Source organism: Gelidibacter sp. (genome assembly GCF_035515035.1).
Taxonomy (GTDB): Bacteria; Bacteroidota; Bacteroidia; order Flavobacteriales; family Flavobacteriaceae; genus Gelidibacter.
Genome location: NZ_DATJCA010000177.1, coordinates 48247 through 74570, shown reverse-complemented (window position 1 = coordinate 74570; position 26324 = coordinate 48247). Strand labels below are relative to the sequence as shown.

Genomic DNA, 26324 nt, shown 5'->3' with positions numbered 1-26324 from the left:
GGAGAACTGTACCATAGCATTTTTGTTTTTGGTGTGATGGCAGCCTCTAATTGTTCAGGAGTCATCTTGAAATCGGTGGCAATAGTTGTGGGTACTTCAACAGGGATGCCGTCATTAAGTTTTACCAAATCGGCATAGCTCACCCAATACGGACAAGGGATAATCACCTCGTCGTCCTTATTGATTAATATGGCTGCAACATTGGCAAGCGATTGTTTGGCACCGGTGGATACTACAATTTGATTGCGATTATAGGTCAATCCATTGTCGCGATTAAACTTTTTGATGATGGCATCTTTGAGCTCTACATAACCGTCCACTGGAGTGTACGAGCTGTAGTTGTCATTGATTGCCTGTATCGCAGCGGCCTTTATATAGTCTGGCGTATTGAAATCTGGTTCGCCTAGGCTTAAACCAATGATGTCTTTTCCTTCTGCCCTTAGTTCTCTGGCTTTAGCGGCCATTTCTAAAGTTGCAGAGGTAGACATGTTTAAAATTCTATCTGAAAGTAAGTTCATTTAAAAATAGTGATTAAGCTTGTAAGGTAGGTTTTAGTCCCATTTCTTTTAAGTGCCTGAAATGTGCTATGATTGCTTGGCGTGTAGTTTTGTACTCTTTGTACGGAAGATTGAATTCTTGCGCAGTCGCTTTGACTATTTTTGAAATGTTAGTATAGTGTACGTGACTGATGTGCGGAAAAATATGATGTTCTACTTGATGGTTCAATCCGCCAGTAAACCAATTTACAATTTTGTTTTTGGTTCCAAAATTGACGGTAGTCAATAGTTGATGGATAGCCCAAGTATTTTTCATGGTACCATTTTCTTCTGGCAAGGGCATTTCGGCATCTTCCATCACATGGGCCAATTGGAATACAACACTTAAAATAAGGCCTGCTACGTAATGCATTATAAAAAATCCAAGCAAGACTTTCCACCAGGCAATGTCCGTGAATACCAATGGAATGACAATCCAAATGGATACATAAATTATTTTTGAAATAACCAATTTGCTCCATTCGGTTGCAGGATTAGGGAATTTACCGTAAGATAATTTACGCTTCATATAGCGCTTCATTTGAAGGAAATCTGTCGTAATGGCCCAGTTTATAGTCAATAAACCATAAAGTAATACGGAGTAATAATGTTGGAATTTATGATGTTTGTGCCATTTGGCATGTTTCGAGAAACGTAAGATTCTCCCCGCTTCCAAATCTTCATCATGGCCGTGAATGTTGGTGTATGTATGATGTAGTACATTATGTTGTACCTTCCAATTGTAAACGTTTCCAGCCAAAATGTAAATGCTGCTTCCCATTAAACGATTGATCCATTCCTTGTTTGAAAAGGCGCCGTGGTTGCCATCGTGCATCACGTTCATGCCAACTCCGGCCATTCCAATGCCCATAACAATTGTTAATAGTAACATTGACCAACCTGGTAGATCAAGGGTAAGAATTAGGAAATAAGGTGTTAAAAACAGAGTGAACATCACCACCGTTTTTACCCATATTTTCCAGTTTCCAGTCCGTCTTATATTGTTGTCTTTGAAGTAATCGTTAACGCGTTTGTTGAGTGTTCTGAAAAATTTTGTAGAATCATTTCTAGAAAATGATAGGGTTTGTTGTGTCATGGTATTATATTTTACTAGTGATAACGTCAAAAATCACGCCATCATATTAATTATGCAAAGATAATCAATTAAAGTTTTGCTCTTGGTGCTAATATGCTAAAATTATCCGTATAAAAATGATTAATTTTGTTGAAAATTTAGAAATAATGCAACTCATTAGAAATTATTTTCCTGATTTATCTGAACTTCAATTGCATCAGTTTGAACAGTTAGAAGATCTTTATAAAGATTGGAACCTTAAAATAAACGTCGTATCGCGTAAGGATATTGACGAATTATATTTGCGCCATGTCCTTCATTCCTTGGCTATTGCTAAGTTGGTTTCCTTTAAGCCTGGATCTCAAGTGATAGATGTTGGCACGGGTGGTGGGTTTCCTGGGATACCTCTGGCGATCATGTTTCCTGAAACCAATTTTCATTTGGTAGATAGCATTGCCAAAAAACTTAAAGTTGTTAATGAGGTGGTTGACGGATTGGGGTTGACCAATGTTAAGACCTCTCACAGCAGAGTGGAAGAGGTAGATGGCACTTATGACTTTATTGTGAGTAGAGCTGTAGCGGCAATGCCAACCTTTGTACATTGGGTAAAAGGAAAAATTGCCAAAAAACAAAAACATGAACTTAAAAACGGAATCATCTATTTAAAAGGTGGCGATTTGGCCGAAGAATTACAGGACTTCCCCAAGGCCAAGGTGTATGCTCTATCCGATTTCTACAAGGAAGAATTCTTTGAAACCAAAAAGTTGGTGCATTTGCCCATAAAATATAAAGGCTGAATTAAAATTCAGCCTTTGGTTTTTAGAAGCGATAACGGTATTATTTTACAAGAAGCTTTGTGTTGAAAATAAATCCATTCTCGGTTTGAACATTCAATAGGTATAATCCGGTTTCCAAGTGAAAAGGAATTGTTGTGCTATTGGATAGTGAAGTACGGGTGCTTAAAACGAGTTTACCTGTAAGATCAACAATGGATACCTTTGCATTTGAAAATTCATTAGTGCTCAACAAAGTCAGAGAATTATAAACCGGGTTTTGTAGCAGCTTGATTTCATGATTACTTGAGAAATCAACTGTTCCCAGAGTACCTTGAAGGATTTCAGCTAAAGTAAATGCAACGTTTCCATCAGTCAGCGTAACGTGCGGCTCATTCTCAGTTGGAATATAGGTGTTGGCAAAAGGTGAGTTGTTGAGGTTTGGATTTGCATACCAATTGGATTGGTTGTTAATAGCCAATCCACTTAGGGTTGGAATGAAACTAAAATATTGCGAATTTAAGTTGTTGAAAAAATCTGAAATCAAAGGATTGGAACCATCATCAAATGAATATAGATCGAATTGACCTCCAGGAGCGCTATCTAAACCATCTGACGTTACGGCTGATTGTGCAGAGGCACTGAAATTGAGCGCGGGTATCCAGGGGCCAATAGGCAAAAATCTTATCTCTCCAGTAAAATTTGATACATTGATGGTTTCATTGGCCATTGGTGCAAAATGTACTGCTACCGATGCTCTAGAATAAACCGGTAGCCCTCCAATGTTGATTATTCCTGTATCAAAAGTATGGTTGATAAGTTCCATTCCTGGGGTGCCGGTCATTTGACCAACACCGCTGCCGTTAGTAATGGCGACGTTCCTCGTATTTTGTGGAAAACCCATAGCGTCTAATTCAGCTTGAAACGCCTCTCTAAAATTAGGTGCGCCTTTAGGGGTATGGGTGGAATTATCTTGACTGATCCCATTTGCAGCTACATGGCCAAGGTAATGGTCGATCAACATTTGTTTAGCAGCAGGACTGTTCAATAAGTCGTTTACTAAGGGTTCAGCTTCGGTAATTCCTGGCTCGCCATTGACCATGTAATTAAAAAGATATTGCATGCCAATGGGTACGTTGGCACCCCTGTGCGGGGCGTCAAATGAGATATGCAATCGTGTATCGTGATCCAATGTGTTCTGTTCCATATAGCGTAGGGCATATCTTGAGATGAGGCCGCCCATACTTGGCCCTATGACCACGTTTTGTTCAGAACCTATTTTCATACTGTTTATCGTGTTGATAAGTTCCACGAATGTCAAGGCGTTACGTTGTATATAATCCGCGCCTCCCCTAAGTATGGTGCCATCCGTAGGACTTGGGTAAGCTGCTTCAAAATTCAGGACTACGAGGTCATAGCCTTCATCTCTTATTAAATCGCCCAAATTCATTCCGGAATTTCCGTAATTTAAAAGTGCATATACCTCTGGGATATCTCTTGAATCGTTTGGATCGAAACCATCAATTAGAAAGATGGGTTTGTCCAATACGCCATCAACATTGTCATAATAAATTTTATACTGGGCAGAACCCAATAATGGATGCGCTTCGCCAAATCCTTGATAAGGAATGCTGGCATCGATAACCATAATAGGACTTTCGCTGCCTGGAGTTTGGGCAAATAAGAACGCACTGGTTAACAATAAAGGTAGGAAGTAGTTTTTTTTCATATAGGATTTGTTTTCAGTTGATTTAAAGATACAAAGTTTTGACTTTCTGAGGTTAAGATAATGAACTATTTACTTAAATGGACAAAAAAAATCCCCAAACGCTAGTTTGAGGATTATTTTTTAAATATAATTAAGATTATCCTAAAAAAGGATAACGGTAATCTGTTGGTGTGACAAAAGTTTCTTTGACCAATCTTGGAGAGATCCAGCGGAGAAGGTTTTGTAAACTTCCCGCTTTATCATTGGTTCCAGAAGCTCTTGCGCCTCCAAATGGTTGTTGCCCAACTACCGCGCCTGTTGGTTTGTCATTGATGTAGAAGTTTCCAGCTGAATTTTGAAGGGCTTTGGTTGCTTCATCTATCGCATATCTGTCCGTTGCCAAAATAGCACCGGTCAACGCGTATTCACTGGTTTCATCTACTAATTTTAAAGTCTTGCTGAAGTCTTTATCGTCATATACATAAATCGTCATTACGGGACCAAAAAGTTCGGTGCACATAGTAGCGTATTTTGGATCAGTGGTTTCAATAACCGTTGGTTCAATAAAGTAACCTTTGCTCTTATCGTAATTTCCACCGGCAATAATAGTTGCAGTCTTATCTTTTTTGGCTTGGTCAATATAACTGGCCAACTTATCAAAAGAAGCTTCATGGATGACTGCGGTAACAAAATTACTCATGTCCTCCGGAGACCCCATTTTTACGGTTTCTAAATCTTCAATGACATACTTCTTGACGTCGTTCCAAATGCTTTTTGCAATATAACCCCTAGAAGCTGCACTACATTTTTGACCTTGAAATTCAAATGCACCCCTAACAATTGCGGTTGCTACTTGTCGGGCGTTGGCTGTTTTATGGGCCACGATAAAGTCTTTCCCTCCAGTTTCTCCTACAATTCTAGGATAGGTTTTATAATTTGCAATATTATTTCCGATTTTTTTCCATAAGCTTTGAAAAACGGAAGTTGATCCTGTATAGTGTAATCCAGAAAAATCTGGACTGGCCATAATAACGTCTGTAATCATAGCAGCATCACCAAAAACAACATTTATTACTCCTGCAGGCACACCAGCTTCTTCAAAGACATCCATGATCACTTTGGCGGAGTAAATTTGATGGTTGCTAGGCTTCCAAATCACAACATTCCCCATTAAAGCCATGCATGACGGCAAGTTGCCTGCAATGGCAGTGAAATTGAACGGCGTCACTGCATAAGTAAAGCCTTCTAAAGGTCTGTATTCAACTCTGTTCCATGCATCACTTGTGCTTTGTGGTTGATCCTGATATATTTCAGTCATAAACTGAACATTGAATCTTAAGAAATCAATCAACTCACATGCCGAATCAATCTCAGCTTGATGGATGGTTTTTGATTGCGCAATCATTGTTGCGGCGTTGATTTTGGCTCTGTATGGTCCAGCAAGCAATTCGGCAGCTTTAAGAAAAATACCTGCACGATGTTCCCAAGGCATTTGAGACCATGACTTTCTGGCTTCAAGGGCAGTGGCTATAGCATCTTCAACATGATTCTTCTCTGCTAAATGATAGGTTCCTACCACATGCTTATGATCATGGGGTGGGGACATGGTTTTGGTGTTTTTAGTAGTGACATATTTGCCATTGATATAAAGAGGTACATCAACTTTACTTCTGAACATTTTCGAATATTCCGCTATCACTGCCTCACGTTCTGGAGATCCTGGAGCGTAAGTTTTTACAGGTTCATTGACGGCTACCGGTACCTTGAAAAATCCTTTTCCCATGATTATTTTTATTTTGTATGTTTAAAATTTTAAGATGCGAAGGTACAAAATTTTGAAACCTATTGCACGTGATATACTCCTAAAACGACGTTAAATGTCCGGGCGGTTTTTAGAAAATAATCATCTATCAATCTAGCTAAGTGTCTGAAAGATAAAATTTTAAGGTCGTTTTTACTATTCGGGATTCAGTTTTAAGCTTCAGGAGGCTATGAAAGGGGGAGAATAAACGAGCGATTTAAAAAATTACGTTAATTGGTTTATTAACCTAAAAAAGGCAAAATGGAAATGATGTCGGCGCCGGTAACAAAGACTTATAAACATAACAAAACTGAGCGCATGCCAATTTTATAGTTTTGGCCACAAACTTTAATTCAAGGCAAAAGGAGCACTCAGTTTAAATGACGGAATGTAAACCTTGAATTTATTGGTGGTGGTAAAGTTGACCATGTTGTAATGGCCGTGCATCGCGCCAAAAGGGGATGATAGCAAACATCCTGAAGTATACGTATGCGACTCTCCTGGTTTTAGGACTGGTTTTTTGCCAATAACGCCTTCACCTTCAATAATTTCAACATGATTTAAGGCGTCATAAACTTTCCAATGGCGCGAGTTTAATTGTACGGCACCTTTGCTCTGATTTTCAATGGTCACCCTATATCCAAAAGCAAAATGGACTTTATAATTTTTATAAAAAGTACCCTCAAAAGTGGTCTGTACACTTATCTTAATACCACTTGTAACTTGTTGTACCATAATACTAGAATGTTTTGATTAGTGCTAAAATAGGATAATTTAAAAGACTTTTATAATTTATTTGATTCAAGATGTAACGCAAATTGAATTTTTACAGTTATTTAACAGTAAGCTAGAGGCTTATGACATTAAATGTCAGTTCCTGAAATATTTTTTAAAAGAATCTTGCGTCCTTTTTCTGCTGAGGGCAACTTTAATTTGAAATATCGACTGAAGAGCCTTCGCCCATCCCAATTAATCGATCATAGCGCGCACCCAAATCTCTGTAGTACACCAAGACTTTATAATTATTTTCGGTTTGGTAGAAGTCTCCGCTAATCGCACCTTCATTCAAAGTGCCGTTTTTATCGGTTACCACGTATTTGTAATTGTAGAACCCTTGTTTTAAACGAAATGCCTTTTCATATAACCCAGTTTTCGAATTAAATTGAAGCTCATTATCCGGTTCAAGTGCATAATTATTAAAATTGCCATAAACATAGACAGAACTGCCATCTGTCAACTCAGGATATTGCAATGCAAAGTGGATCATGGTATAGTCCGCTTCAATGGATACGTCCTGCGCATCAATGGCGGTAATCACAAAATTACCGTTGATATCCGGATTGTACGTGTAGAGTTGATTGGCTCTTGATGTGTTGGCAAAAAGATAGGTATGATAAATGTCTTTTAAATCGATAAACTGAACACCTACGTTGGCGGCTCTAACATCTTTGGTCTCAAAATAAAGATACTCGTTGCCACCCCAGAAGCTGGTTTCTGAAGTGTATTTGTAAATCAACTGATTTCCTAAGAGGTATTGTGGTTTCACATTGGAAATGGCGGTGTTGAGATTGTTGTTTTGGATGATCAAGCTCTTGACATTTTCCAAAGGATTGTTGAAATTTATATTCCTGCTATTGATAACAATGTCCACCGATTGCTTTTTATCGATATCCTTAACGTCACGGGAGCGTTTGATGGCAACGCCAACGTTCACAAGATCTTCATAGATCATGAATTTTCTTGAAAACACCAATTCATCGTCATCTTTATAGATGCTCATCAGGTAATTGCCGGTCACCAATAAACCCTTGGTTTGTTGATTGGGGATTTGAAGCATATAATGCGAATATATCTGATAGGTATTGAACGAATTTTTATAGTCTTGAATACGTTGGTTGTCAAATCCCCTTAAGTATTCTGATTTCACCAAATTGGAGGGCGTCCAATCGTAATTAAAATGTTCAATCACATAATAAAAGTCAGGTTCAGTTCCCGTAAGCGCATCAAATTCCAACAGCAGGGGTTCGCCCAATTTCAGGATGGGCAATTGGCTTTCATCGGTGTTGCCTCTAAACATGATTGTTTTTATATAGTCGGGCGGATTGACTTCTTCTATTTGCGAAAAAACACAGGCCGTATAAAAAAATAATAAGAGGAAATATCGTAAATTCGAAGTCATCTACATGAGGTTTAAAAGGTAAAGATAAACAAAAATTATACCTCATAAATTACGCAATCGTTAACGTATAAATTTTATGACAATTATTATGTGAACTGCATAAATAATTCGTAAATTTGCACCGATTTTTACTGTGTAAAATCACATCATTGTTACTATTAACCAATAGACTTATAATATGTCAAACGACATTAAGATTAAAAAAGGTCTCGATATCAAACTTAAGGGAGGAGCTGAAAAAACCACTGAAAAGGCGGTTATAAGCAACTTTTATACGTTAAGACCAGATGACTTCCACGGTGTTACTCCAAGACTGATTTATAAAGAAGGTGCAAAGGTGAAAGCTGGAGAGCCTATCTTTCATGACAAAACCAATGAAGCCGTGAAATTTGTTTCGCCGGTTTCAGGGGAAATTATTGAAATAGCACGAGGGGAGAAAAGACGCATTACGGGCATTAAAATTCAGGCGGATAAAGAGCAGATTTACCACGATTACGGGAAGTTGAACGTTGATGCTGTAGATGCTGATACTATAAAGGCACATTTATTGGCCTCTGGCTGTTGGACTTTTATCAAGCAACGTCCGTATGACATTATTGCAAAACCAGACCAAACACCCAAAGCAATCTTTATCTCTGGGTATGACAGTGCACCATTAGCTGCAGATCTTGACTATGTGCTTCAGGGCAAAGAAGCGGAGTTGCAAGCGGCGATTACCGCGTTAGGTAAACTAACTAATGGTAAAGTGCACGTGAGCGTTGGTGTTAAATCAAATTCGCCTTTAGCTGGACTTTCCGGAATTACCTTACATAAAGTATCTGGGCCACATCCTTGTGGAAACGTGGGGACGCAAATCAATAAAATAGATCCTGTCAATAAAGGAGAAACCGTTTGGACCATTAATCCGCAGGATTTAGTGATCATGGGTGAGCTCTTGCTTACCGGTAAATTCAATGCCGAACGTATTGTTGCCCTTGTGGGATCTTCTGTTAAAAAACCACGTTACTTTGTTACAAAAATTGCCAGCGAAGTCGCAACCATGATCTATGATAATGGCGTTGTGCAAGGCGGGAACGATCGTATCATTTCTGGTAATGTATTGAGTGGAAAACAAATAGCTCCGGATGGCTATTTGGGGTATTATAGTAATATCATTACAGTTATTCCGGAAGGTGATGATTATGAGTTGTTTGGTTGGAATAAACCCATTTTTGATAAAATCTCTAATTCTAGAGCTTTAACTTTTTCGTGGTTGACTCCAAACAAGGTCTATGATTTAACGACCAATATGAATGGAGAGCACCGAAACTTTGTGCTTACTGGTAATTACGAGGAAGTTTTTCCATTAGATATATACCCATTGCAAATCTTAAAGTCATGTTTGTATAAAGATTTGGACGAAATGGAGGCTTTGGGAATGTATGAAGTGGCTCCGGAAGACTTTGCCTTAACAGAATTTATTTGTGTGTCTAAACAACCACATCAAAAAATTATTAGAGAAGGCTTGGATTTAATGATAGAAGAAATCGGTTAATTATAGAGACAATGGGTTTAAAACAGAACTTACATAAATTAAAAGAGAAATATAGAGGGACTAAAATGGCTCCTGCCTTTAATGCCTTGCATACTTTTCTATATACGCCTAATGATACCGCAAAAGGGGGCACGCATATTAAATCGGCAGACGATTTAAAGCGTACTATGAATACGGTCATTATGGCATTGATTCCGTGTTTGATTTTCGGAATGTTTAACGCCGGGTATCAGCATTATTTGGCTGTAGGAGAGATCCAAGCAGTAACCAACGGCTTTTTTAGCAGTGAATTTTGGAACTTGCAGAACTTTGTCTTGGGCTTTTGGAAGATTCTACCTTTAATCATCATCTCTTATGGTGTTGGATTAGGGATTGAGTTTTTATTCGCCGTTATAAAAGGTCATGAAGTTGAAGAAGGGTATTTGGTAACGGGTATGCTCGTGCCGTTGATCGTTCCAATTGATATTCCATGGTGGATGTTAATCGTGGCCGTTGCTTTTGGTGTGGTTATTGGGAAGGAAGTATTTGGCGGTACAGGAATGAACATCCTGAACCCCGCTTTAACCATTAGAGCATTCCTGTTTTTTGCTTATCCTACCTGGATGAGTGGAGATAAGGTATGGGTTCAAGGTGCGGTAGAAAGAACTAAAGAAATTGCAAATGGCTCTACGGCCGATGCCATTTCGGGAGAAACCATATTAGGTAGCTTGGCACAATCACATCCGGTCGATTATTCGGTAATGGATATGTTTTTTGGCTTTATTCCTGGCTCTGTGGGTGAAACCTCTACACTTTTAATCCTCTTGGGCGGCTTATTTCTCATCTTCACAAAAGTAGGAAGTTGGAGAATCATGGTAAGCGCCACACTTGGTGCTTTAGTCATGGGTTATATCTTCAATATGGTGGTTGACTCAGGTTGGATAACCGAAACAAGCAAGTTTTATGGATTGATGAGTACTGAATTCTGGCATCATTTGATTATTGGTGGAATGGCGTTTGGTATTGTTTATATGGCTACAGATCCAGTTACTGCATCTCAAACTAATAGAGGTAAATGGATTTACGGATTCTTGATTGGATTTATATCCATCATGATTCGCGTCTTTAACCCGGCTTATCCAGAAGGTGTGATGTTGGCCATATTGTTAATGAATGTATTTGCACCAACCATAGATCATTATGTAGTTCAGGGCAATGTGAAGAAGAGATTAAAACGAGGAAAATTAAAAACAGCTTAGATTATGGCGATCGATACAGATAAAAATAGTTATACCGTTATTTTTGCCATTGTTATGGTTATTGTGGTAGGTTCTATCCTTGCAGGACTTGCCCAAGGCTTGAAACCATTGGTGAAAGCGAATGAGCGATTTGAAATACAACAGAATATATTGTACGCCATGGGCATTAATGCCAATGAAGGACCCAGTGATGTTGAATTCATATCTGCAGATAAAGTAGAGGACGTATTCAATAGTACCATTACTAACCAATATATTATTGAAGGCGATAAAGTGACTGAGGATCCTCAAGCTTACTTGCTAGATGTCAAAAAGGAAGAGGCTAAAGCAAAAGATCCTAACTACACACGTAAACTCCCTTTGTTTGAAGGAGAGAAAGATGGGAAACCTATTTATGTTATTCCTATTAGAGGAAAAGGATTATGGGATGCCATTTGGGGTTTTGTAGCTGTAGACAAAGATATGGTGGTACAGGGCGTATTTTTTGATCATGCTGGAGAAACTCCTGGTTTAGGTAGTGAAATTAAACAGCGTTATTTTATGGACGATTTTGAAGGTGAACACCTTTTAAATGAATCTGGTGTTTTTAAAGGAATAACCGTGGCCAAAGGCAATGCCGATCCTAGGAATGATAGGAAAACTGACAATGCAGTAGATGCAATTGCAGGGGCGACCATTACTGGAGATGGTGTTACCGCGATGATTAAAAAGGATTTAAGAATGTATGTGCCTTATTTCAAGACATTAAAATAAAATTGTATGAGACTTTTATCAAAAAAAGATAGTAAACTAATATTAGATCCTTTAGGGGATGATAATCCTATTACTATTCAGGTTTTAGGAATCTGTTCTGCCTTGGCAATTACGGCACAATTAAAACCATCAATCGTGATGGCCATTTCGGTGATATTTGTACTTGGCGCGGGGAACGTTGTTATTTCGTTAATGCGAAATATCATTCCTTCAAAAATTAGAATTATTGTACAGCTTGTTGTTGTGGCAACCCTGGTGATTATTGTAGATCAGGTATTGAAGGCTTACGCGTATAGCTTAAGTAAAGAACTCTCTGTATTTATTGGATTAATCATTACCAACTGTATTATTATGGGGCGTTTTGAAGCTTTTGCCTTGGCAAACGGACCGTGGAGATCGTTTTTGGATGGCGTTGGAAACGCTTTAGGCTATGGTGTTATCCTGGTTATTGTGGGTTTCTTTAGAGAACTGTTGGGCTCGGGAACATTATTGGGCTTTAAGGTTCTTGGTGACTCCGTAGAGAAAACAGGTCTGTACGCTTTTGGATATGAAAACAACGGTTTTATGGTATTGCCTCCAATGGCCTTGATAGTCATTGGTATTATCATTTGGGTACAAAGAAGCAGAAACAAAGAATTAATAGAAGACTAATTTAAATAGCCTGCAGTAGGCAGTTATCAGTAAGCAGTCAAACGCTACTGAAGACTGCGGACTGAAGACTGAAGACTATAAAAAATGGAACATATAGAATTATTTTTCAAATCGATATTTGTAGACAACATGATTTTCGCGTACTTCTTGGGTATGTGTTCATATTTGGCTGTGTCTAAAAAAGTAGCTACTGCCGTTGGTCTTGGTGCTGCAGTAATCTTTGTTTTGGCAATTACAGTACCTTTAAACTGGTTGTTGGATCAATATTTATTACAAGAAGGTGCTTTAACATGGTTGGGACCAGAGTATGCGGATTTTGACCTAAGCTTTTTATCCTTTATTATGTTTATTGCCACCATTGCAACTATGGTTCAACTTGTTGAAATTGTTGTTGAGAAATTTTCACCGGGCTTATATAATTCGTTGGGGATATTTTTACCATTAATTGCAGTGAACTGTGCTATTTTAGGAGGTTCATTATTTATGCAATCTCGTGAAATAGAAACTTTAGGTTTGGCTCTTAATTACGGTATTGGTTCAGGAATAGGGTGGTTTTTAGCTATTGTTGCGATTGCTGCCATTAGAGAGAAGATCAGATATAGTAATGTGCCTGCACCTTTAAGAGGATTAGGGATTACATTTATTATTACAGGATTAATGGCCATTGGGTTTATGAGTTTTGGTGGAATGTTGACTGGAGGTGATGAAGAAGCCACAGAAGATAATATAGAGACTGTAGATGGTATGGTGACTGTCCAAAAAGATCACAAAACTTCTGATTTTGTGATAGAAGAAATAAACGATACAGATAAAAAATAACAAAGATTATGATATTAGCAGCAAGCACATTAGGAACAGTCATTGTTACAGTTGTCGCGTTTTTAGTGGTTACTTTATTATTGGTAACGCTTTTACTTGTAGTGAAACAAAAATTGTCTCCATCAGGTCCTGTAACGATTACCATTAATGGCGAACGTAAATTGGAAGTCAGTTCAGGAAGCACCTTATTAAATACCCTATCCTCCCAGAAAATATTTTTACCATCCGCTTGTGGTGGTGGAGGAACGTGTATTCAGTGTGAGTGCCACGTACTTTCAGGAGGCGGCGAAGCTTTACCAACAGAGACGCCTCACTTCAGTAGAAGAGAGATTCAAGAAGGCATCCGTTTATCTTGTCAGGTAAGGGTGAAACAGGATATGGAAATCACCATTCCTGAAGAAATATTTGGGGTTAAGAAATGGGAAGCAACCGTGGTTAGAAATTACAACGTGGCTTCATTTATCAAGGAATTTGTTGTTGAAGTTCCTGAAGATATGGGCTACAAAGCGGGTGGTTATATCCAAATTGAAATTCCAGAGTGTGAAATCAAATTTGCGGATATGGATATTACTGCGCATCCAGAAGAGCACGAAACTCCAGATAAATTCCAAGCAGAATGGGACAAATTTAAGTTGTGGCCTTTGGTCATGAAAAACGACGAAGTTGTGGAACGTGCCTACTCAATGGCTTCCTATCCAGCAGAAGGACGCGAAATCATGTTAAACGTGCGTATTGCAACACCTCCTTTTGATCGTGCAAAAAACGGTTGGATGGACGTTAATCCAGGTATTGCTTCCTCTTATATATTTGCTCAAAAACCGGGTGATAAAGTCACTATTTCTGGTCCTTTCGGGGAGTTCTTTATCAATGAGTCAGATAGTGAAATGTTGTATGTAGGTGGTGGAGCTGGAATGGCGCCAATGCGTTCGCACTTGTATCAACTCTTCAAAACCTTAAAAACTGGTCGTAAAGTGAGTTACTGGTACGGAGGCCGTTCTAAGCGTGAGTTGTTCTATATCGAGCACTTCCGTGAATTAGAGCGTGATTTCCCTAACTTTAAGTTCTATATGGCATTATCTGAACCAATGGAAGAGGATAATTGGAAAGTAAAAGAGAACATTGATGCTCCAGGGGATGGTTTCGTCGGATTTATTCACAATTGTGTGATTGATAACTATTTGAATCACCATGATGCACCAGAAGATATCGAATTGTATTTCTGTGGGCCACCATTAATGAACCAAGCGGTACAAAAAATGGGAGAAGATTTCGGAATCCCTGATGAAAACATCAGATTTGACGACTTCGGAGGATAACCAACAATTCCTGCGTAGGCAGGATACTATAGGTTTAGTTTGGCGAAGATCAGTCAACTAATGAAGAAGAAAAAGCCAGTACTTTCAATAAGTGCTGGCTTTTTTTTATTTTTATGAAGCGAATAAAATGGAATAGATTTTAACTCTTCATTCCCCCTGACTGCTGGCAGGTTCACCTAAAAGCTAAGAGGTCCTTGTGTTCATTAAAAAACCTACTGATCTTCATTCCAATAATAACTATCCGGGTGCTCGCGTTTGCCAAAAATAGCAGTGCCGACCCTAACCATGGTTGCCCCTTCTTCAATGGCAATTTCAAGATCGCCACTCATGCCCATAGAGAGTTCATGGACAGGAATATCCTTGTCAAGCAGTTGACCTTGTATATTTTTTAGTAATCTGAAACATTTCCTAACTTTTTCATGCTCTGCTGAAAACAAACCAATGGTCATTAAACCTTTGATGTTGATGCGGTCAAACTGTTGGACTTCCAAAGCGAATTTTACGGCATTGTCAGGGTGCATTCCAAATTTGCTATCTTCAAATGAGGTATTAAACTGTAAATACGCATCCATGGTTTTATTTTCATATTCCAACCTGTTTTGTAACTTCTCTGCCAATTTGAGCCGATCTAAAGACTGAAGGCAATCCACATCGTAACGTATTAATTCTTTGACTTTATTCGTCTGTAAATGGCCTATAAAGTGTTTTTGATGAGGGATGGATTTTAAACTTTCGTATTTCTCTTTTATCTCTTGAATTTTATTTTCGCCAATTAAGGTTTGATGATGGGAAAACGCAATTTTTATAGTTTCGGCAGCTACAGTTTTCGTTGCCAACAGGAGTTTTACGTCATCTGTATTCCGGTCGGCGTTTATACAGGCCTTTTCAATTCTCCCAAGGATTTTTGCGATATTCGTCTGGATCGTGTGTTCCATATTAAAACTCATTTTTTTCAACATAAACCCAAACTTCGGTTCCTGAATTGGTGGTTGCTAAAATTCTTTGTGAATTAGGAGGTGTTAGTCGATCCGTTAATACAAGTTCTTCCCCTGTAATTTCGGACACCATCCCTGTTAATTTATCACCTTCTTCTTTTGATTTGATGGCAATACGGGACGTTTCCGCACTGTTTTTATCAGGTAGGAAAATACCATTAAGTTTTGAATCCTTTAGTTTGAATCCAGATAAAGTGTCCTCAGTCCCAATAAGTTTTCTGCCATAATAGTGCCGTTGTAGCGCTTCTAATTCTGGAGTGTCATAAAAAAATAAAAGATGTTTTTTCTGTTTTTCAAATTTTATGACATTGGCCTTTATCTGTTGATGGATGCTGTCTTTTGCTTCGGCATAAGATATACCGTAACTACGCTTTATAGAATTGAGGTGATTTGGAAAACCTGCTAATATACTATCATAATAGGCGTTTAGATCATCTTCCGTAGGCAGGGTGTATCGGAGTCTAATTTGGAACCGTCGTAATAAGGCGGTGTCAATAATGTCTAAATGGTTGGTAGCGCAAATTAATAGGGCTGTATCTGGTAAATTATCAATCAATTGGAGCAAGGTGTTCACCAACCGTTTCATTTCTCCTGAATCTTTTTCGTCATAATCTCTTAGTTTCCCTATAAAATCAAATTCATCAATAAAAAGAATGGCGTTATCGTTCGAAGCTTTTTTGAAAAGTTCAGAAAGGTTCTTTGCTGTTTCTCCTAATTTTGAAGAAACAAATCCGCTTAAATTGATGGCAATGACTTTCTTGTTTAAGGCGTGTCCAATGGCGTAGGCAGTCGCTGTTTTTCCACAACCTGTATGGCCGTACAATAAAATCTTATTGTCTACGGGAATGTTTAGGTTGTTGAGTGCATTGATATAGGTGAATTCTTCCAACAATTGATTGATACGCTCCCTGATGTCTTCATTAAGATGAAGTTGATCCAAAGAAAGAACGTTGTGTTTTGGATTCAAATAAGTACTGTGATGTGCCATGCGATAGACCTTCTGAGGATTATGATTGCTGTTTCATTTTGGTTATATGTAAAACAATGTGATTCATAGCGCCAATTAATAGCGCCGATTGTGTCATTTATAAAAGAGTTCAAATTTACTTAAATCGCACAACTTTCCATATTCAAAACACTAGCATATTACGTCTATGGAGTGAGGTCTCAGGAGAGGTCGATATCATGAGGTGTTTGATAAGTTTCCCACCATAAGGTCTTCTTGGTAAAAACCGTCTTAGCGCCTTTGGTTCAACGTGTTCAATGCTAGAAGGAGCTGGAGATAGACACTCTGAATATTTTGAAATATGAAACTAACACCTTTGAAGAAGTCTTTATATAACATAAATTAAAACACTTTAAAGATGAAGAGTTTTATAAAACTATTGGGGTCATTAGTTATTTTGCCAATTATGAAACTCTGTTTTTCGACTTTGAAGTTAAGTTAAGAGTTCCTCCAACTGGTATCGTGGTTGGTCATTATCATATTCGAAAAGCCGTGAATAATCCATGACGTTATCCACTCCATCCAACGCGCATAAAAAGGCTACAGTTTCACATAAACCATTAAAAAGAACGTTTTTGTCTTTTGGATTTTGCGGTCTTTTTCCTTTGTGATTTAAGGGTAAGGAATAACCACATCCTTTAAGAAAACTGGCTTCTATCTGTAATAATTCGAGAGGTGAATACCCACTAAACTTTCTGCCTAGATTCTGATGGACCAAGCCCACATAATTCAATTGCAATGAGCCATGCGAATCCGACAGATGTTTCCAGGCATCCGTATTGTCTAGTATATTTCCAACGGCACATTGCTGACAACATTCAGGATGAAGTTCATTATTATGAAATGCTGCATATAATTTCTGAATGGCCTGTTCTAACCGGTGTGGAGTCTTCATAACGTGAAATTTATGACTATTAAGATACTGAAATTGATAATTCAAATGAAGAAATATCATGGTTTTAACAAAAAATAAAGAGTGAATCTTATGAGATGATCAGCAATTGAGTTTTAGTATTCACTGAAAGCTTCGGTTAAAGATGCTATGCCTTATAAATAATTTTCATTTTTCTTAAGCGGGTCATCATTGATATTATTGTATTTTTGTATCATGAGAAAAGCACTTACAGAACAAGAAATGCACAACCTGGCCATGAATCATGTTGGAAAGGATCTGGAAGCTCGCGGATTTGAATTTATAGCCATCAATAGTAAGCTTAAAAAGCATCCGCAGTTTGTGTGCATAGATAAAACGAACCAATATTTCTTCGTCATTGTGAGATCGGTTCTCCTTCCGGAAAATCCCAATAATTATGATATCATCTGGATGGAAACCTTTAAAAAACATGCACGAGAAAAAAATGCCAAGGTATTATACGCTGGTGTGGGCATAGGAAATCCTGACGGTGAGCATTTGCCAGTCTATTTGAATGAAGAATACTTGATTGAATACAACGGGATTCAGGTGATAGAAACCAATTTGAATTAGAAATAACCTATGGCACGGATATCCGCGAAGAAACACAAAAGTTCACAGAGTTTCATTTATAATTTTTCTAAAAATAGTCGTGTTTTCTTGACAGCAGGAATAGTTATCCTTTTGGGTTTTTGCACATTTTCATGCAAACAAGACCCTACTAACACTAAACTGTCTGGCGAAGTTTTTGGGACCTCCTACGGCGTCCAATATTATTCAGAAAAGACTGAGACCTTCCAACGGCAGTTTGATAGTTTATTTGAAATCATTAATACCTCCATGTCTACGTATCAGAAGGACTCAGACATTTCTAGGATCAACAGGAATGAAGCTTTTGCCATAGATGAGCATTTTAAAAATGTATTTAACGCTTCAAAAGAGATCTTTCAAGCTACCAATGGTGTTTTTGATCCTACTATAGGGATTTTGGTCAACGCATGGGATTTTGGGCCTGAGGGAAAGGTTGTGGCCTTGGACAGTCTTAAAATTGATAGTTTAATGTTGTCTGTAGGGTTCGATAAAATAACACTGAACAACAACACGATTACAAAGGAAAACCCAAACACCTTCATAGATTTTAATGCGATTGCAAAAGGCTATGGCGTGGATGTTATTGCAGATTTTTTGGAAAGTCAGGATGTCACCAATTATCTTGTTGAAATAGGTGGAGAAATACGATGCAAAGGTCAGAATTTTGAAAAACAAAAGCCTTGGAAAGTGGGAGTGGAGTTGCCTCATTTTGATGCAGAGCAGTCTGTTTTAAAAACCATTTCACTATATGATGAAGCCATGGCAACCTCAGGAACCTATCGAAAATTTAAAACCGATAGTTTGGGAAATCGGTATTCGCACATCTTGGATCCATTAACCGGCTATCCTAGTAAAACCAATTTATTGAGTATTTCAGTTATTGCAAAAGATTGTATGACGGCAGATGCCTATGCCACAGCATTTAAGGCTATGAGACTTGAGAAAGTAAAGGCCTTTTTAATTAAGCACCCCGAATTAAAAGTGTTTTTGATTTTTGAAAATGATGATAAGGAACTGGAAACGCTTTCTTTGAATGGTTTTCCTGAGGTTTAGCCACCCAGTTCCTGCGTTGGCAGGAATCTCAGCTTAAAAAGACATAGAGAACAATTATATAGATTACCCTTCGGAACTTTCTTAATCAAAAATTTACTCATGAAAAACTATTACACAAAGTTCCACAAAGAAGATTCATCTCCATTTGTATCTGCTAAGAAATCAAAGAAACTCCAGGATCTCTCTGTGCCTCTGTATCTCTGTCAAAAAAAATCTCTGTGAAATAGGCTCACTTTCGCACCAAAGGAATAATCTCCCCCTTAGCCAAACAAAAACGCCGTACTTCCTCCTCAGATAATGTCGTCGTATAATCAATCTCCTCCACTTGAAAACCAATAGAACGAAGTTGATCAAAATAATCCCGGCCATAAATTCTGACATGATCATATTGACCAAAGATTTTAGCGCGTTCTGTTCTATCGGTAATACTATTATCTTCAAAAGTTTTTGATCTAGATAAATCCTGCGGAATTTGAAATATCCCATAACCTCCAGGTTTCATAATCCGATATAATTCCTGCATCGCTTTAGTATCGTCAGGAATATGTTCCAGCACATGGTTGCATAAGATGATGTCAAATTCGTTATCCTTAAACGGTAAATCGCAAATATCAGCTTTCACATCGGCCAAGGGCGAATTTAAATCGGTAGTGACATAGTCTAAATTCTTCATCTTCCGAAAGCGTTTGTAAAAAGCCTGTTCGGGCGCAAAGTGCAACACCTTTTTAGAAGCAGAAAAAAAATCGGTTTCATTCTTAAGGTACAGCCATAACAATCTGTGGCGCTCCAAACTCAAGGTTGACGGCGATAAGACGTTGTTGCGCTGATTTCCATAACCGTAAGGTAAAAACGATTTGAAACTTTTACCATCAATAGGATCGGTGAATTGATTGCCTTTTAAAAAGAATGCCAAAACAGGGCGTGCTACGTAACTCAAACGGATTAGAATTGGCCTTGGGATGGTGTTGAGGATGTATTTGAAGAGTTTTCTAAACACGGATTTTTAATGATTTTTTTGGACACGAATTTCACGAATTTTAACGAACTAATGAGGAAAGATTGCGCAGATGATTTATGAATGTAAATTTCACTAATTTTCTGAAAAACGCGATTCTCATTTTTATAATTCCGATGATCATTTTCAAAGAACAACTCTTTTGTATTTAAGACTATCTTCTCCAAAATTAATCAAAAGTCCGAGTTTAAGTTTGTTTTAAATGTGCATTATTTAAAAATTCGATAGCTTTAATATCTAAAACTATTTTATCGTCAATAATAAAGTCTGCTTTGTATTGATGAGATAGAGTATTGCCTTTATAGTTGATAGCATAAAGCTTTTCTCTCGAATAATTTGTTTTATTATCAATAAATTCAATTTCTAAGGCGTTGCAATAGACCACCTCATTAAAACCTTTGCCTAATTGCTTGTGCACTTCCATACAAAGGCCAATAATCTTGTATGCTTCCTCTTTGTAAATTAAATCTTGAACCATTTTGTTTCGATAATGGAGATCTAAATTAGTGAAATTTATACAAGCTTGCTTACTTGAGTATTGTGCTTTCAACTATATGAGCTAAATTACAACAGACGTAAAAAATTCGTGCCAATCAGTGAAATTCGTGTCAAAAAAAGAATTTCGTTTAACTTAATTATAAAACTAAAGTCTCTCTCCTAAATTCATCCTCCTCATCAGAAACAATCCCCAGCGCCTCATAAATATACCCAAAGGTTGACAATATCTCTGGTTTGCCATCCACGAGTGCCACGTCATGCTCAAAATGTGCACTCGGTTTTCCATCTAAGGTGACAATGGTCCAACCGTCATCCAATTGTTTGATTCTGTGGGTTCCTAGATTGATCATAGGCTCGATGGCTACGACCATACCTTCAATGAATTTCTTGCCACGTCCACGTTTGCCATAGTTTGGCATTTCAGGATCTTCATGCATTTTTTTTCCTAGCCCATGACCGACCAATTCACGTACCACACCATAGCCTTCCGCTTCACAATAGTTTTGGATGGCATGACCGACATCACCCACACGGTTGCCGATCTTAAATTCTCTAATCCCAACGTATAAAGATTCTTTGGTGATTTGAAGAAGTTTTTTTACTTCTGGGGCCACTTCGCCAATTTCAAAGGTGTAGGCATGGTCTCCGTAAAACTCATTCTTTAGGGCGCCACAATCTACCGCAACCACATCACCTTCTTTTAAAGGAACGTTTGTTGGTAAACCGTGAACAACGGCTTCATTGGTGCTGCAAAGTAAGGTGGATGGACAATCATAAAGTCCTAAAAAACCTGGGATGGCGCCTTGCTCGCGAATAAATTCTTCCGCCATTTTATCCAATTGCATGGTGGTAACACCAGGTTTAATTTCTTTGGCCAACATGCCCAAAGTTTTGGAAACTATTAAGGCGCTTTCGCGCATTAACTCAATCTCTTCTCTTGTTTTTTGTATAATCATTGTAAAAAATTATGGTGCAAAGATAATTAAAATAAATGGGGTTGACATTCTTCTGGAACATGACATATAACAGTTTTTTAATGGATTTTGTTGAATAGTTTTGTAATTAAATAGAAGAACTATGTACAAATCAATTTCCGCAGAAGATGCCGTAAAGGCAGTCAAGTCAAATGATCGTATTTATATTCAAGCGGCCGCGGCCGCGCCACAAGTGTTGATAAAGGCGTTGACCAAACGGCATGAAGAACTGAGAAATGTTGAAATTTGCCAATTACATACTGAAGGGGTCGCGCCGTATGCGAATCCCGAATTAAAAGATAGTTTCCATGTCAATTGTTTTTTTGTGGGAGAAAACGTAAGACACACCATCAAAGCAGGAAATGGTTCTTATACTCCGGTTTTTTTAAGTGAATTGCCTTTGCTATTTAAGTGCCGCACCATCCCATTAGATGTTGCTTTAATACATGTCTCAGTTCCAGACCGACATGGGTATTGTTCCCTTGGCGTTTCTGTAGAAGCGACTTTGGCGGCCATTGACAATGCGAAATATGTGATTGCACAGGTAAATAAACAAATGCCCCGAACGCATGGCGCGGGAATTATTCATATTGCTGAGATCGATGCCTTTGTAGATTGTGACGAAGCCTTGCCGATTCACGAAATGGCAGAACCAACTGCGATAGAAGGTAGGATTGGCGACTATGTAGCCGGTTTAATAGAGGATCGAAGCACATTACAAATGGGGATTGGGAGTATTCCTAATGCCGTATTGACCCGATTGACCAACCATAAGGATCTGGGCTTACACACTGAAATGTTCAGTGATGGGGTGATTGACCTTATTTTGAGCAATGTCATCAACGGCAATTATAAAAGTATCAATAGAGGAAGGGCATTGGCCACTTTCTTAATGGGTTCAAAACGTTTGTATGATTATGTAGATGACAATCCGTTTATTGAAATGCGGGCTTCAAATTACACCAATGATGTGTCCATCATCAAACAAAATCCACGTATGGTAGCAATCAATTCTGCCATAGAGGTTGATTTGACCGGGCAGGTCTGTGCGGATTCTATTGGGTCAAAAATATATTCTGGCGTAGGCGGACAAATGGATTTTATCCGGGGTGCATCATTAAGTGAGGGTGGGAAGGCGATTATTGCTTTGCCTTCTGAAACCAAATCGGGCATCAGCCGTATTGTGCCAAGTTTAAAACCGGGAGCCGGCGTAGTAACTACAAGGGCGCACGTCAATTATGTGGTAACCGAATATGGAATTGCCGAATTATATGGTAAAACGATCAAAAACCGCGTCAAGGCCTTAGTGAATATTGCCCACCCCAATCATAGAGAAACTATTGATAGGCAATATTATGATTTGATGAGCACCTAATTCTTATCTGAAAAATGAAAAGAACCCTCTTTTTTTCTCCGGAATATTGGGTTCTTCCCTGGTAATTATTTGGTACACTTCACCCCATCCAAGAACTCCGCCGATGTTTCGGTCATCAATAAAAAGATCCGCATTTATTTTACGGCTTTTAGTATTGTCAAATTCCTCTCCCGGAAAACTTTTATTGACGGCATAAAAGGTGATGCCATTCTCCTCACAAAAGGCAACAGCCTCGTCGAGGGTTTTACCATATCTATAAGTCCATAGAATCAAGCGGTGCCCATCTTCTTGGAGGCGTTTTAAGGTTTCAAAGGCAAAGATACGGGCTTTTCCAATCCCTGGATAGCGATCTTCTACAATGGTGCCGTCAAAGTCTACAGCGATTATTAGTCTGTTCTGAAAATTCATGTGTCAATGCTTTGGGAGGCAAAAATACAATAAATATTCTGCTTGCCTAAAATCATTATATCAATGGATGTTGGGTCATAATTTTGGGTTGTGGAACCCCCATTAATTTTAAAATTGTGGGTGCCAAATCGCCTAAAATGCCATCGCTGATGTGTTTTAGATCCTTATCAATTAAAATAATAGGCACAGGATTGGTGGTATGTGCCGTATTAGGAGTACCATCTGGATTGATCATGGTTTCGCAGTTGCCATGATCGGCAATCAATAATGTGGTGTAGCCATGTTCAAGAGCCGTAGTTACCACATCTTTCACGACAATATCAACCGCTTCACAAGCTTGTATGGCTGCTTGCATAACGCCAGTATGGCCCACCATATCGCCATTGGCAAAATTGAGGCACACAAAATCGACTTCCTCACTTTCCAATTCTGGAATTAAAGCATCGCGCAATTCAAAGGCACTCATTTCTGGCTTTAGATCGTAAGTGGCTACTTTGGGCGAATTTCTCAGAATTCGTTTCTCTCCATCAAATGGAACTTCGCGTCCCCCTGAAAAGAAAAAGGTGACATGTGGATATTTTTCAGTCTCCGCAATACGGATCTGTTTTTTATGGTATTTCTCTAAAACTTCGCCTAAAGTTTCAGTCAAATTATCTTTTTCAAAAACGACTTTAATTCCCTCGAAAACATCATCATAATTGGTTAAGGTTACATAATACAAATCGAGTTTGTGCATGTTTTGCTCATGAAAATCGTATTGTGACAAGGCTTGTGTTAATTGTCTTCCGCGATCAGTTCTGAAGTTGAAGAAAATAACCACATCGCCATCTTTGATTTTAGCCTTAGGCTGACCATCATGGTCGGTCATCACAATTGGTTTTATGAATTCGTCGGTCACCGCATGGTTATAACTATTTTGTATGGTCTGAATCGCATCTGTAGAAGGTTCTCCAATGCCATTCACTAGAGCATCATAAGCGAGTTTGACACGCTCCCAGCGTTTATCTCGGTCCATGGCATAATAGCGTCCAGTGACTGTTGCCAATTCTGCCGAACTATCTTGAATATGATTTTGAAGTTGAGCTATAAAACCTAATCCAGACTTTGGGTCCACATCACGTCCATCCGTAAACGCATGGATAAAAACGTTGTCAAGATCATACGCTTTTGCAGCATCTAACAGACCAAATAAATGGTTGATATGTGAATGCACACCACCATCACTCACTAAACCTAAAAAGTGAACCGGTTTATGGTTTTCTTTGGCGTATTTAAAAGCATCCACCAATACTTTCTCCTGAGCAAGTGTCTTGTTTTGAACCGCCAAATTGATTTTTGCCAAGTCCTGATAAACAATTCTGCCCGCACCTAAATTCATATGGCCCACTTCGCTATTGCCCATTTGGCCTTCGGGCAATCCTACGTGAAGACCGTCAGTTCTTAAGGAAGCGTTGGGGTATTTGAGATATAGCGAATCAATAAATGGCGTATGGGCATTATCTATGGCTGACACTTTAGGGTCTGGAGATTTTCCCCATCCGTCAAGAATCATAAGGATGACTTTTTTGTTCATGGTGATTTGTTTTGAATTTCAAAGATAAAGTTTATAGAATCAAATGATAGCATATCGACTTAAATTCCGCATATAATCAGCGCATTTTTTTAGACAAACAGTGGAAAGATAGTCATTGTGCAATTCATATTTACAGCGCCAATCTGGACATGAAAAGTAAAAAAAGAATCTATTTAATTAGAAATACTGTAACACCTCCAATTTTGAATCGTCTTTCTTATATAATCAAAAAGTAATCACAAATCCGACCGTACTGAAAAAGTAGGTTCGGGAGGATCAAAAATCATTCATCATGAAAAAAACAATCATTATTTCCGCAATCGCATTAGGTTTTGCATTTCACACCTCTAATGCCACCACATCAATTCAAACTTCAAAGCCTTCAAGTTTTGCAAAAACAAAAGTCTCAGTCAGCCCATTCTGTATTTCCATTGTAAAAGGCGATCTTGAAATGGTTAATAAGTTGATCCAACTTGGTGCTGATGTTAATGAGGCGTCAAATGGTATGACACCTGCAATGTACGCTGCCAAATATAACCGGGTAGATATTTTGGAGTTGCTCGTAAAGAATGGCGCTAAACTTAAAAAGCGATCAGAAAATGGTTTAAACGCAATGGATTATGCCAAGCGTTCTAACGCCAAAGATGCTTTAATGTATTTGAAAAAGATTTCATAAAAACGAGTGCTGAGTTAGTGTATGAGAAAGCTTCTTATTTTTAAGAGGCTTTTTTATTTACATATAATTTACAACAGTTCAGGGTTAATGTCCACAATGTTTTCAGCGTAGTAGCTATCCAAAAAAGAATCGGTGAGGTGTTGATGCCCCATCAGCGATTCGTTTTTCAGAATGTCTTTCAAGTTTAATTTTCTGTAGGATTTCAGATAGTCCGCTGAAAGTGCTTTGAAGCTATAATGCCAAGGTTCATATTTAAAACCTTTCCGCCCAGGTGTATCGGTGTAAACCAAATAAAAACCAAAGTCTCTGGAATTTGCGTCCATCCACTTCTTAAGTCTTACATAACTTCCATTGCCTTCAAAATGACCCGGACTCAATACGTTTTTTGGTTGGGGAACATTAGCATCAATAATATCCATATCTGTGCCCCAATGATGGCGCGATGTTCCTGGAATAGTAGAATATTCTATGATTTTCTGAATTGCTTTTTCAGGGGATAAACCTTGTTGTGTGAAGTTTTTGTATTTGCGTTCCCAAATCCGATTTTGATGTGCAAAATTCCGATAACTCGAGACCACTTCAATCGAAATATTATCTTTTAAAGCAGCAGCTTTCATTTTTGTGAACGCATCAAAGGCCTCTTTTCTGATCTGGAATCCGTTGCCATATAGTGTTGGATTTCCTTTTCCTATTAATTCCTCATAACTCAATTCGGCATTTTTGAAAGCCAATTGTGGTATTATGCCCATGGCCATGGCGCTAAGAGCTATAGTTTTTATAAAATCTTTTCTATCCATCTTTTTTATTAAATCTATCAAACTTAACCAATTTACTTTTAAAGTAATTTATTTATTTTTACTAAAA

The 26324-nt window shown here is 38.2% G+C and carries 26 protein-coding genes; 11 read left to right on the top strand and 15 right to left on the bottom strand.

Annotated features, from left to right (window positions below):
- Positions 1-518: aminotransferase class I/II-fold pyridoxal phosphate-dependent enzyme (locus VLZ86_RS15400; RefSeq protein ID WP_325452935.1), on the bottom strand; the 518-nt coding region annotated here is incomplete at its 3' end.
- 13 nt (positions 519-531) lie between these two features.
- Positions 532-1632 carry an acyl-CoA desaturase gene (locus VLZ86_RS15395; RefSeq protein WP_325452933.1) on the bottom strand — a complete coding sequence of 367 codons (1101 nt, stop codon included), beginning with the start codon at positions 1630-1632 and terminating at the stop codon, positions 532-534.
- 146 nt (positions 1633-1778) lie between these two features.
- On the opposite strand from VLZ86_RS15395, the gene rsmG reads away from it, so the two are divergent.
- Positions 1779-2408, top strand: a complete 630-nt coding sequence (gene rsmG / locus VLZ86_RS15390; protein ID WP_325452939.1) for a 16S rRNA (guanine(527)-N(7))-methyltransferase RsmG — start codon at positions 1779-1781, stop codon at positions 2406-2408.
- 40 nt (positions 2409-2448) lie between these two features.
- Here the strand turns inward: rsmG and VLZ86_RS15385 are convergent, their stop codons facing one another.
- From VLZ86_RS15385 to VLZ86_RS15370, 4 genes are all read right to left on the bottom strand, one after another.
- On the bottom strand, positions 2449-4113 hold the full coding sequence (locus VLZ86_RS15385) for a T9SS type A sorting domain-containing protein (RefSeq protein WP_325452931.1): 1665 nt from the start codon (positions 4111-4113) through the stop codon (positions 2449-2451).
- A gap of 136 nt (positions 4114-4249) precedes the next feature.
- Positions 4250-5875 (bottom strand): L-glutamate gamma-semialdehyde dehydrogenase, encoded by a 1626-nt coding sequence (gene pruA / locus VLZ86_RS15380; RefSeq protein ID WP_325452929.1) that lies wholly within the window; start codon positions 5873-5875, stop codon positions 4250-4252.
- Between the two features lie 366 nt (positions 5876-6241).
- The gene (apaG, locus tag VLZ86_RS15375; protein ID WP_325452927.1) at positions 6242-6628 is read right to left on the bottom strand and encodes a Co2+/Mg2+ efflux protein ApaG; all 387 of its coding nucleotides are present in this window, start codon (positions 6626-6628) and stop codon (positions 6242-6244) included.
- Positions 6629-6821: 193 nt separating this feature from the next.
- Complete coding sequence (locus VLZ86_RS15370) at positions 6822-8072, bottom strand: type IX secretion system plug protein domain-containing protein (protein WP_325452925.1); 1251 nt, start codon at positions 8070-8072, stop codon at positions 6822-6824.
- 178 nt (positions 8073-8250) lie between these two features.
- Between VLZ86_RS15370 and VLZ86_RS15365 the strand changes: the two genes are divergently transcribed.
- From VLZ86_RS15365 to nqrF, 6 genes are all read left to right on the top strand, one after another.
- Entirely contained in the window at positions 8251-9606 is a 1356-nt protein-coding gene (locus VLZ86_RS15365; protein ID WP_325452923.1) for a Na(+)-translocating NADH-quinone reductase subunit A, read from the top strand.
- 11 nt (positions 9607-9617) lie between these two features.
- Positions 9618-10844, top strand: a complete 1227-nt coding sequence (locus VLZ86_RS15360) for an NADH:ubiquinone reductase (Na(+)-transporting) subunit B (protein ID WP_325452921.1) — start codon at positions 9618-9620, stop codon at positions 10842-10844.
- Between the two features lie 3 nt (positions 10845-10847).
- A complete protein-coding gene (locus VLZ86_RS15355) occupies positions 10848-11597 on the top strand; it encodes a Na(+)-translocating NADH-quinone reductase subunit C (RefSeq protein ID WP_325452919.1) in 750 nt (249 codons plus the stop codon).
- Between the two features lie 6 nt (positions 11598-11603).
- Positions 11604-12248, top strand: coding sequence for an NADH:ubiquinone reductase (Na(+)-transporting) subunit D (locus tag VLZ86_RS15350; protein ID WP_325452917.1), 645 nt, complete (start codon positions 11604-11606; stop codon positions 12246-12248).
- A gap of 84 nt (positions 12249-12332) precedes the next feature.
- Positions 12333-13067, top strand: coding sequence for an NADH:ubiquinone reductase (Na(+)-transporting) subunit E (nqrE, locus tag VLZ86_RS15345; protein ID WP_325452915.1), 735 nt, complete (start codon positions 12333-12335; stop codon positions 13065-13067).
- 8 nt (positions 13068-13075) lie between these two features.
- On the top strand, positions 13076-14383 hold the full coding sequence (gene nqrF / locus VLZ86_RS15340; protein WP_325452913.1) for an NADH:ubiquinone reductase (Na(+)-transporting) subunit F: 1308 nt from the start codon (positions 13076-13078) through the stop codon (positions 14381-14383).
- Positions 14384-14595: 212 nt separating this feature from the next.
- Here nqrF and VLZ86_RS15335 read toward each other — a convergent pair whose 3' ends face one another.
- The 3 genes from VLZ86_RS15335 to VLZ86_RS15325 form a co-directional block, all read right to left on the bottom strand.
- Complete coding sequence (locus VLZ86_RS15335; protein WP_325452912.1) at positions 14596-15318, bottom strand: YggS family pyridoxal phosphate-dependent enzyme; 723 nt, start codon at positions 15316-15318, stop codon at positions 14596-14598.
- A 1-nt stretch (position 15319) separates the two neighbouring features.
- The gene (locus tag VLZ86_RS15330; RefSeq protein ID WP_325452910.1) at positions 15320-16366 is read right to left on the bottom strand and encodes an ATP-binding protein; all 1047 of its coding nucleotides are present in this window, start codon (positions 16364-16366) and stop codon (positions 15320-15322) included.
- A gap of 451 nt (positions 16367-16817) precedes the next feature.
- Positions 16818-17279 carry a Na(+)-translocating NADH-quinone reductase subunit F gene (locus tag VLZ86_RS15325; protein WP_325452908.1) on the bottom strand — a complete coding sequence of 154 codons (462 nt, stop codon included), beginning with the start codon at positions 17277-17279 and terminating at the stop codon, positions 16818-16820.
- 213 nt (positions 17280-17492) lie between these two features.
- On the opposite strand from VLZ86_RS15325, the gene VLZ86_RS15320 reads away from it, so the two are divergent.
- Together VLZ86_RS15320 and VLZ86_RS15315 are read left to right on the top strand one after the other, a co-directional pair.
- Entirely contained in the window at positions 17493-17870 is a 378-nt protein-coding gene (locus tag VLZ86_RS15320; protein ID WP_325452906.1) for a Na(+)-translocating NADH-quinone reductase subunit F, read from the top strand.
- Positions 17871-17957: 87 nt separating this feature from the next.
- Positions 17958-18941 carry an FAD:protein FMN transferase gene (locus VLZ86_RS15315; protein WP_325452905.1) on the top strand — a complete coding sequence of 328 codons (984 nt, stop codon included), beginning with the start codon at positions 17958-17960 and terminating at the stop codon, positions 18939-18941.
- A gap of 229 nt (positions 18942-19170) precedes the next feature.
- Here VLZ86_RS15315 and VLZ86_RS15310 read toward each other — a convergent pair whose 3' ends face one another.
- The 3 genes from VLZ86_RS15310 to map all read right to left on the bottom strand — a co-directional run bounded on the left by VLZ86_RS15310 (position 19171) and on the right by map (position 21410).
- Entirely contained in the window at positions 19171-19938 is a 768-nt protein-coding gene (locus tag VLZ86_RS15310) for a class I SAM-dependent methyltransferase (RefSeq protein WP_325452903.1), read from the bottom strand.
- Between the two features lie 205 nt (positions 19939-20143).
- Positions 20144-20506 carry a GxxExxY protein gene (locus tag VLZ86_RS15305; protein WP_325452901.1) on the bottom strand — a complete coding sequence of 121 codons (363 nt, stop codon included), beginning with the start codon at positions 20504-20506 and terminating at the stop codon, positions 20144-20146.
- 85 nt (positions 20507-20591) lie between these two features.
- Entirely contained in the window at positions 20592-21410 is an 819-nt protein-coding gene (gene map / locus VLZ86_RS15300; RefSeq protein WP_325452900.1) for a type I methionyl aminopeptidase, read from the bottom strand.
- A gap of 121 nt (positions 21411-21531) precedes the next feature.
- Here map and VLZ86_RS15295 point away from each other — a divergent pair, with 121 nt between their 5' ends.
- Positions 21532-22803 carry an acetyl-CoA hydrolase/transferase family protein gene (locus VLZ86_RS15295; RefSeq protein WP_325452898.1) on the top strand — a complete coding sequence of 424 codons (1272 nt, stop codon included), beginning with the start codon at positions 21532-21534 and terminating at the stop codon, positions 22801-22803.
- Between the two features lie 3 nt (positions 22804-22806).
- Here VLZ86_RS15295 and VLZ86_RS15290 read toward each other — a convergent pair whose 3' ends face one another.
- Both VLZ86_RS15290 and gpmI read right to left on the bottom strand, forming a co-directional pair.
- Positions 22807-23211: a BT0820 family HAD-type phosphatase gene (locus VLZ86_RS15290; RefSeq protein ID WP_325452897.1), complete on the bottom strand. Its 405-nt coding sequence runs from the start codon at positions 23209-23211 to the stop codon at positions 22807-22809.
- 55 nt (positions 23212-23266) lie between these two features.
- Positions 23267-24784, bottom strand: coding sequence for a 2,3-bisphosphoglycerate-independent phosphoglycerate mutase (gpmI, locus tag VLZ86_RS15285; RefSeq protein ID WP_325452896.1), 1518 nt, complete (start codon positions 24782-24784; stop codon positions 23267-23269).
- Positions 24785-25076: 292 nt separating this feature from the next.
- Here gpmI and VLZ86_RS15280 point away from each other — a divergent pair, with 292 nt between their 5' ends.
- Positions 25077-25460, top strand: coding sequence for an ankyrin repeat domain-containing protein (locus VLZ86_RS15280; RefSeq protein WP_325452894.1), 384 nt, complete (start codon positions 25077-25079; stop codon positions 25458-25460).
- Positions 25461-25528: 68 nt separating this feature from the next.
- Here the strand turns inward: VLZ86_RS15280 and VLZ86_RS15275 are convergent, their stop codons facing one another.
- Positions 25529-26257: a M15 family metallopeptidase gene (locus tag VLZ86_RS15275; RefSeq protein WP_325452892.1), complete on the bottom strand. Its 729-nt coding sequence runs from the start codon at positions 26255-26257 to the stop codon at positions 25529-25531.
- Positions 26258-26324 lie beyond the last annotated feature (67 nt).

Bases quoted from the DNA above. Each gene is read 5' to 3' on its own strand.
- rsmG (WP_325452939.1), top strand. From the start codon at position 1,779: ATGCAACTCATTAGAAATTATTTTCCTGATTTATCTGAACTTCAATTG.
- nqrE (WP_325452915.1), top strand. From the start codon at position 12,333: ATGGAACATATAGAATTATTTTTCAAATCGATATTTGTAGACAACATG.
- VLZ86_RS15395 (WP_325452933.1), bottom strand. From the start codon at position 1,632: ATGACACAACAAACCCTATCATTTTCTAGAAATGATTCTACAAAATTT.
- VLZ86_RS15275 (WP_325452892.1), bottom strand. From the start codon at position 26,257: ATGGATAGAAAAGATTTTATAAAAACTATAGCTCTTAGCGCCATGGCC.
- VLZ86_RS15330 (WP_325452910.1), bottom strand. From the start codon at position 16,366: ATGGCACATCACAGTACTTATTTGAATCCAAAACACAACGTTCTTTCT.
- nqrF (WP_325452913.1), top strand. From the start codon at position 13,076: ATGATATTAGCAGCAAGCACATTAGGAACAGTCATTGTTACAGTTGTC.
- VLZ86_RS15290 (WP_325452897.1), bottom strand. From the start codon at position 23,211: ATGAATTTTCAGAACAGACTAATAATCGCTGTAGACTTTGACGGCACC.
- VLZ86_RS15360 (WP_325452921.1), top strand. From the start codon at position 9,618: ATGGGTTTAAAACAGAACTTACATAAATTAAAAGAGAAATATAGAGGG.
- VLZ86_RS15325 (WP_325452908.1), bottom strand. From the start codon at position 17,279: ATGAAGACTCCACACCGGTTAGAACAGGCCATTCAGAAATTATATGCA.
- VLZ86_RS15295 (WP_325452898.1), top strand. From the start codon at position 21,532: ATGTACAAATCAATTTCCGCAGAAGATGCCGTAAAGGCAGTCAAGTCA.
- gpmI (WP_325452896.1), bottom strand. From the start codon at position 24,784: ATGAACAAAAAAGTCATCCTTATGATTCTTGACGGATGGGGAAAATCT.
- VLZ86_RS15280 (WP_325452894.1), top strand. From the start codon at position 25,077: ATGAAAAAAACAATCATTATTTCCGCAATCGCATTAGGTTTTGCATTT.
- VLZ86_RS15365 (WP_325452923.1), top strand. From the start codon at position 8,251: ATGTCAAACGACATTAAGATTAAAAAAGGTCTCGATATCAAACTTAAG.
- pruA (WP_325452929.1), bottom strand. From the start codon at position 5,875: ATGGGAAAAGGATTTTTCAAGGTACCGGTAGCCGTCAATGAACCTGTA.
- VLZ86_RS15385 (WP_325452931.1), bottom strand. From the start codon at position 4,113: ATGAAAAAAAACTACTTCCTACCTTTATTGTTAACCAGTGCGTTCTTA.
- VLZ86_RS15370 (WP_325452925.1), bottom strand. From the start codon at position 8,072: ATGACTTCGAATTTACGATATTTCCTCTTATTATTTTTTTATACGGCC.
- apaG (WP_325452927.1), bottom strand. From the start codon at position 6,628: ATGGTACAACAAGTTACAAGTGGTATTAAGATAAGTGTACAGACCACT.
- VLZ86_RS15320 (WP_325452906.1), top strand. From the start codon at position 17,493: ATGAGAAAAGCACTTACAGAACAAGAAATGCACAACCTGGCCATGAAT.
- VLZ86_RS15335 (WP_325452912.1), bottom strand. From the start codon at position 15,318: ATGGAACACACGATCCAGACGAATATCGCAAAAATCCTTGGGAGAATT.
- VLZ86_RS15350 (WP_325452917.1), top strand. From the start codon at position 11,604: ATGAGACTTTTATCAAAAAAAGATAGTAAACTAATATTAGATCCTTTA.
- map (WP_325452900.1), bottom strand. From the start codon at position 21,410: ATGATTATACAAAAAACAAGAGAAGAGATTGAGTTAATGCGCGAAAGC.
- VLZ86_RS15355 (WP_325452919.1), top strand. From the start codon at position 10,848: ATGGCGATCGATACAGATAAAAATAGTTATACCGTTATTTTTGCCATT.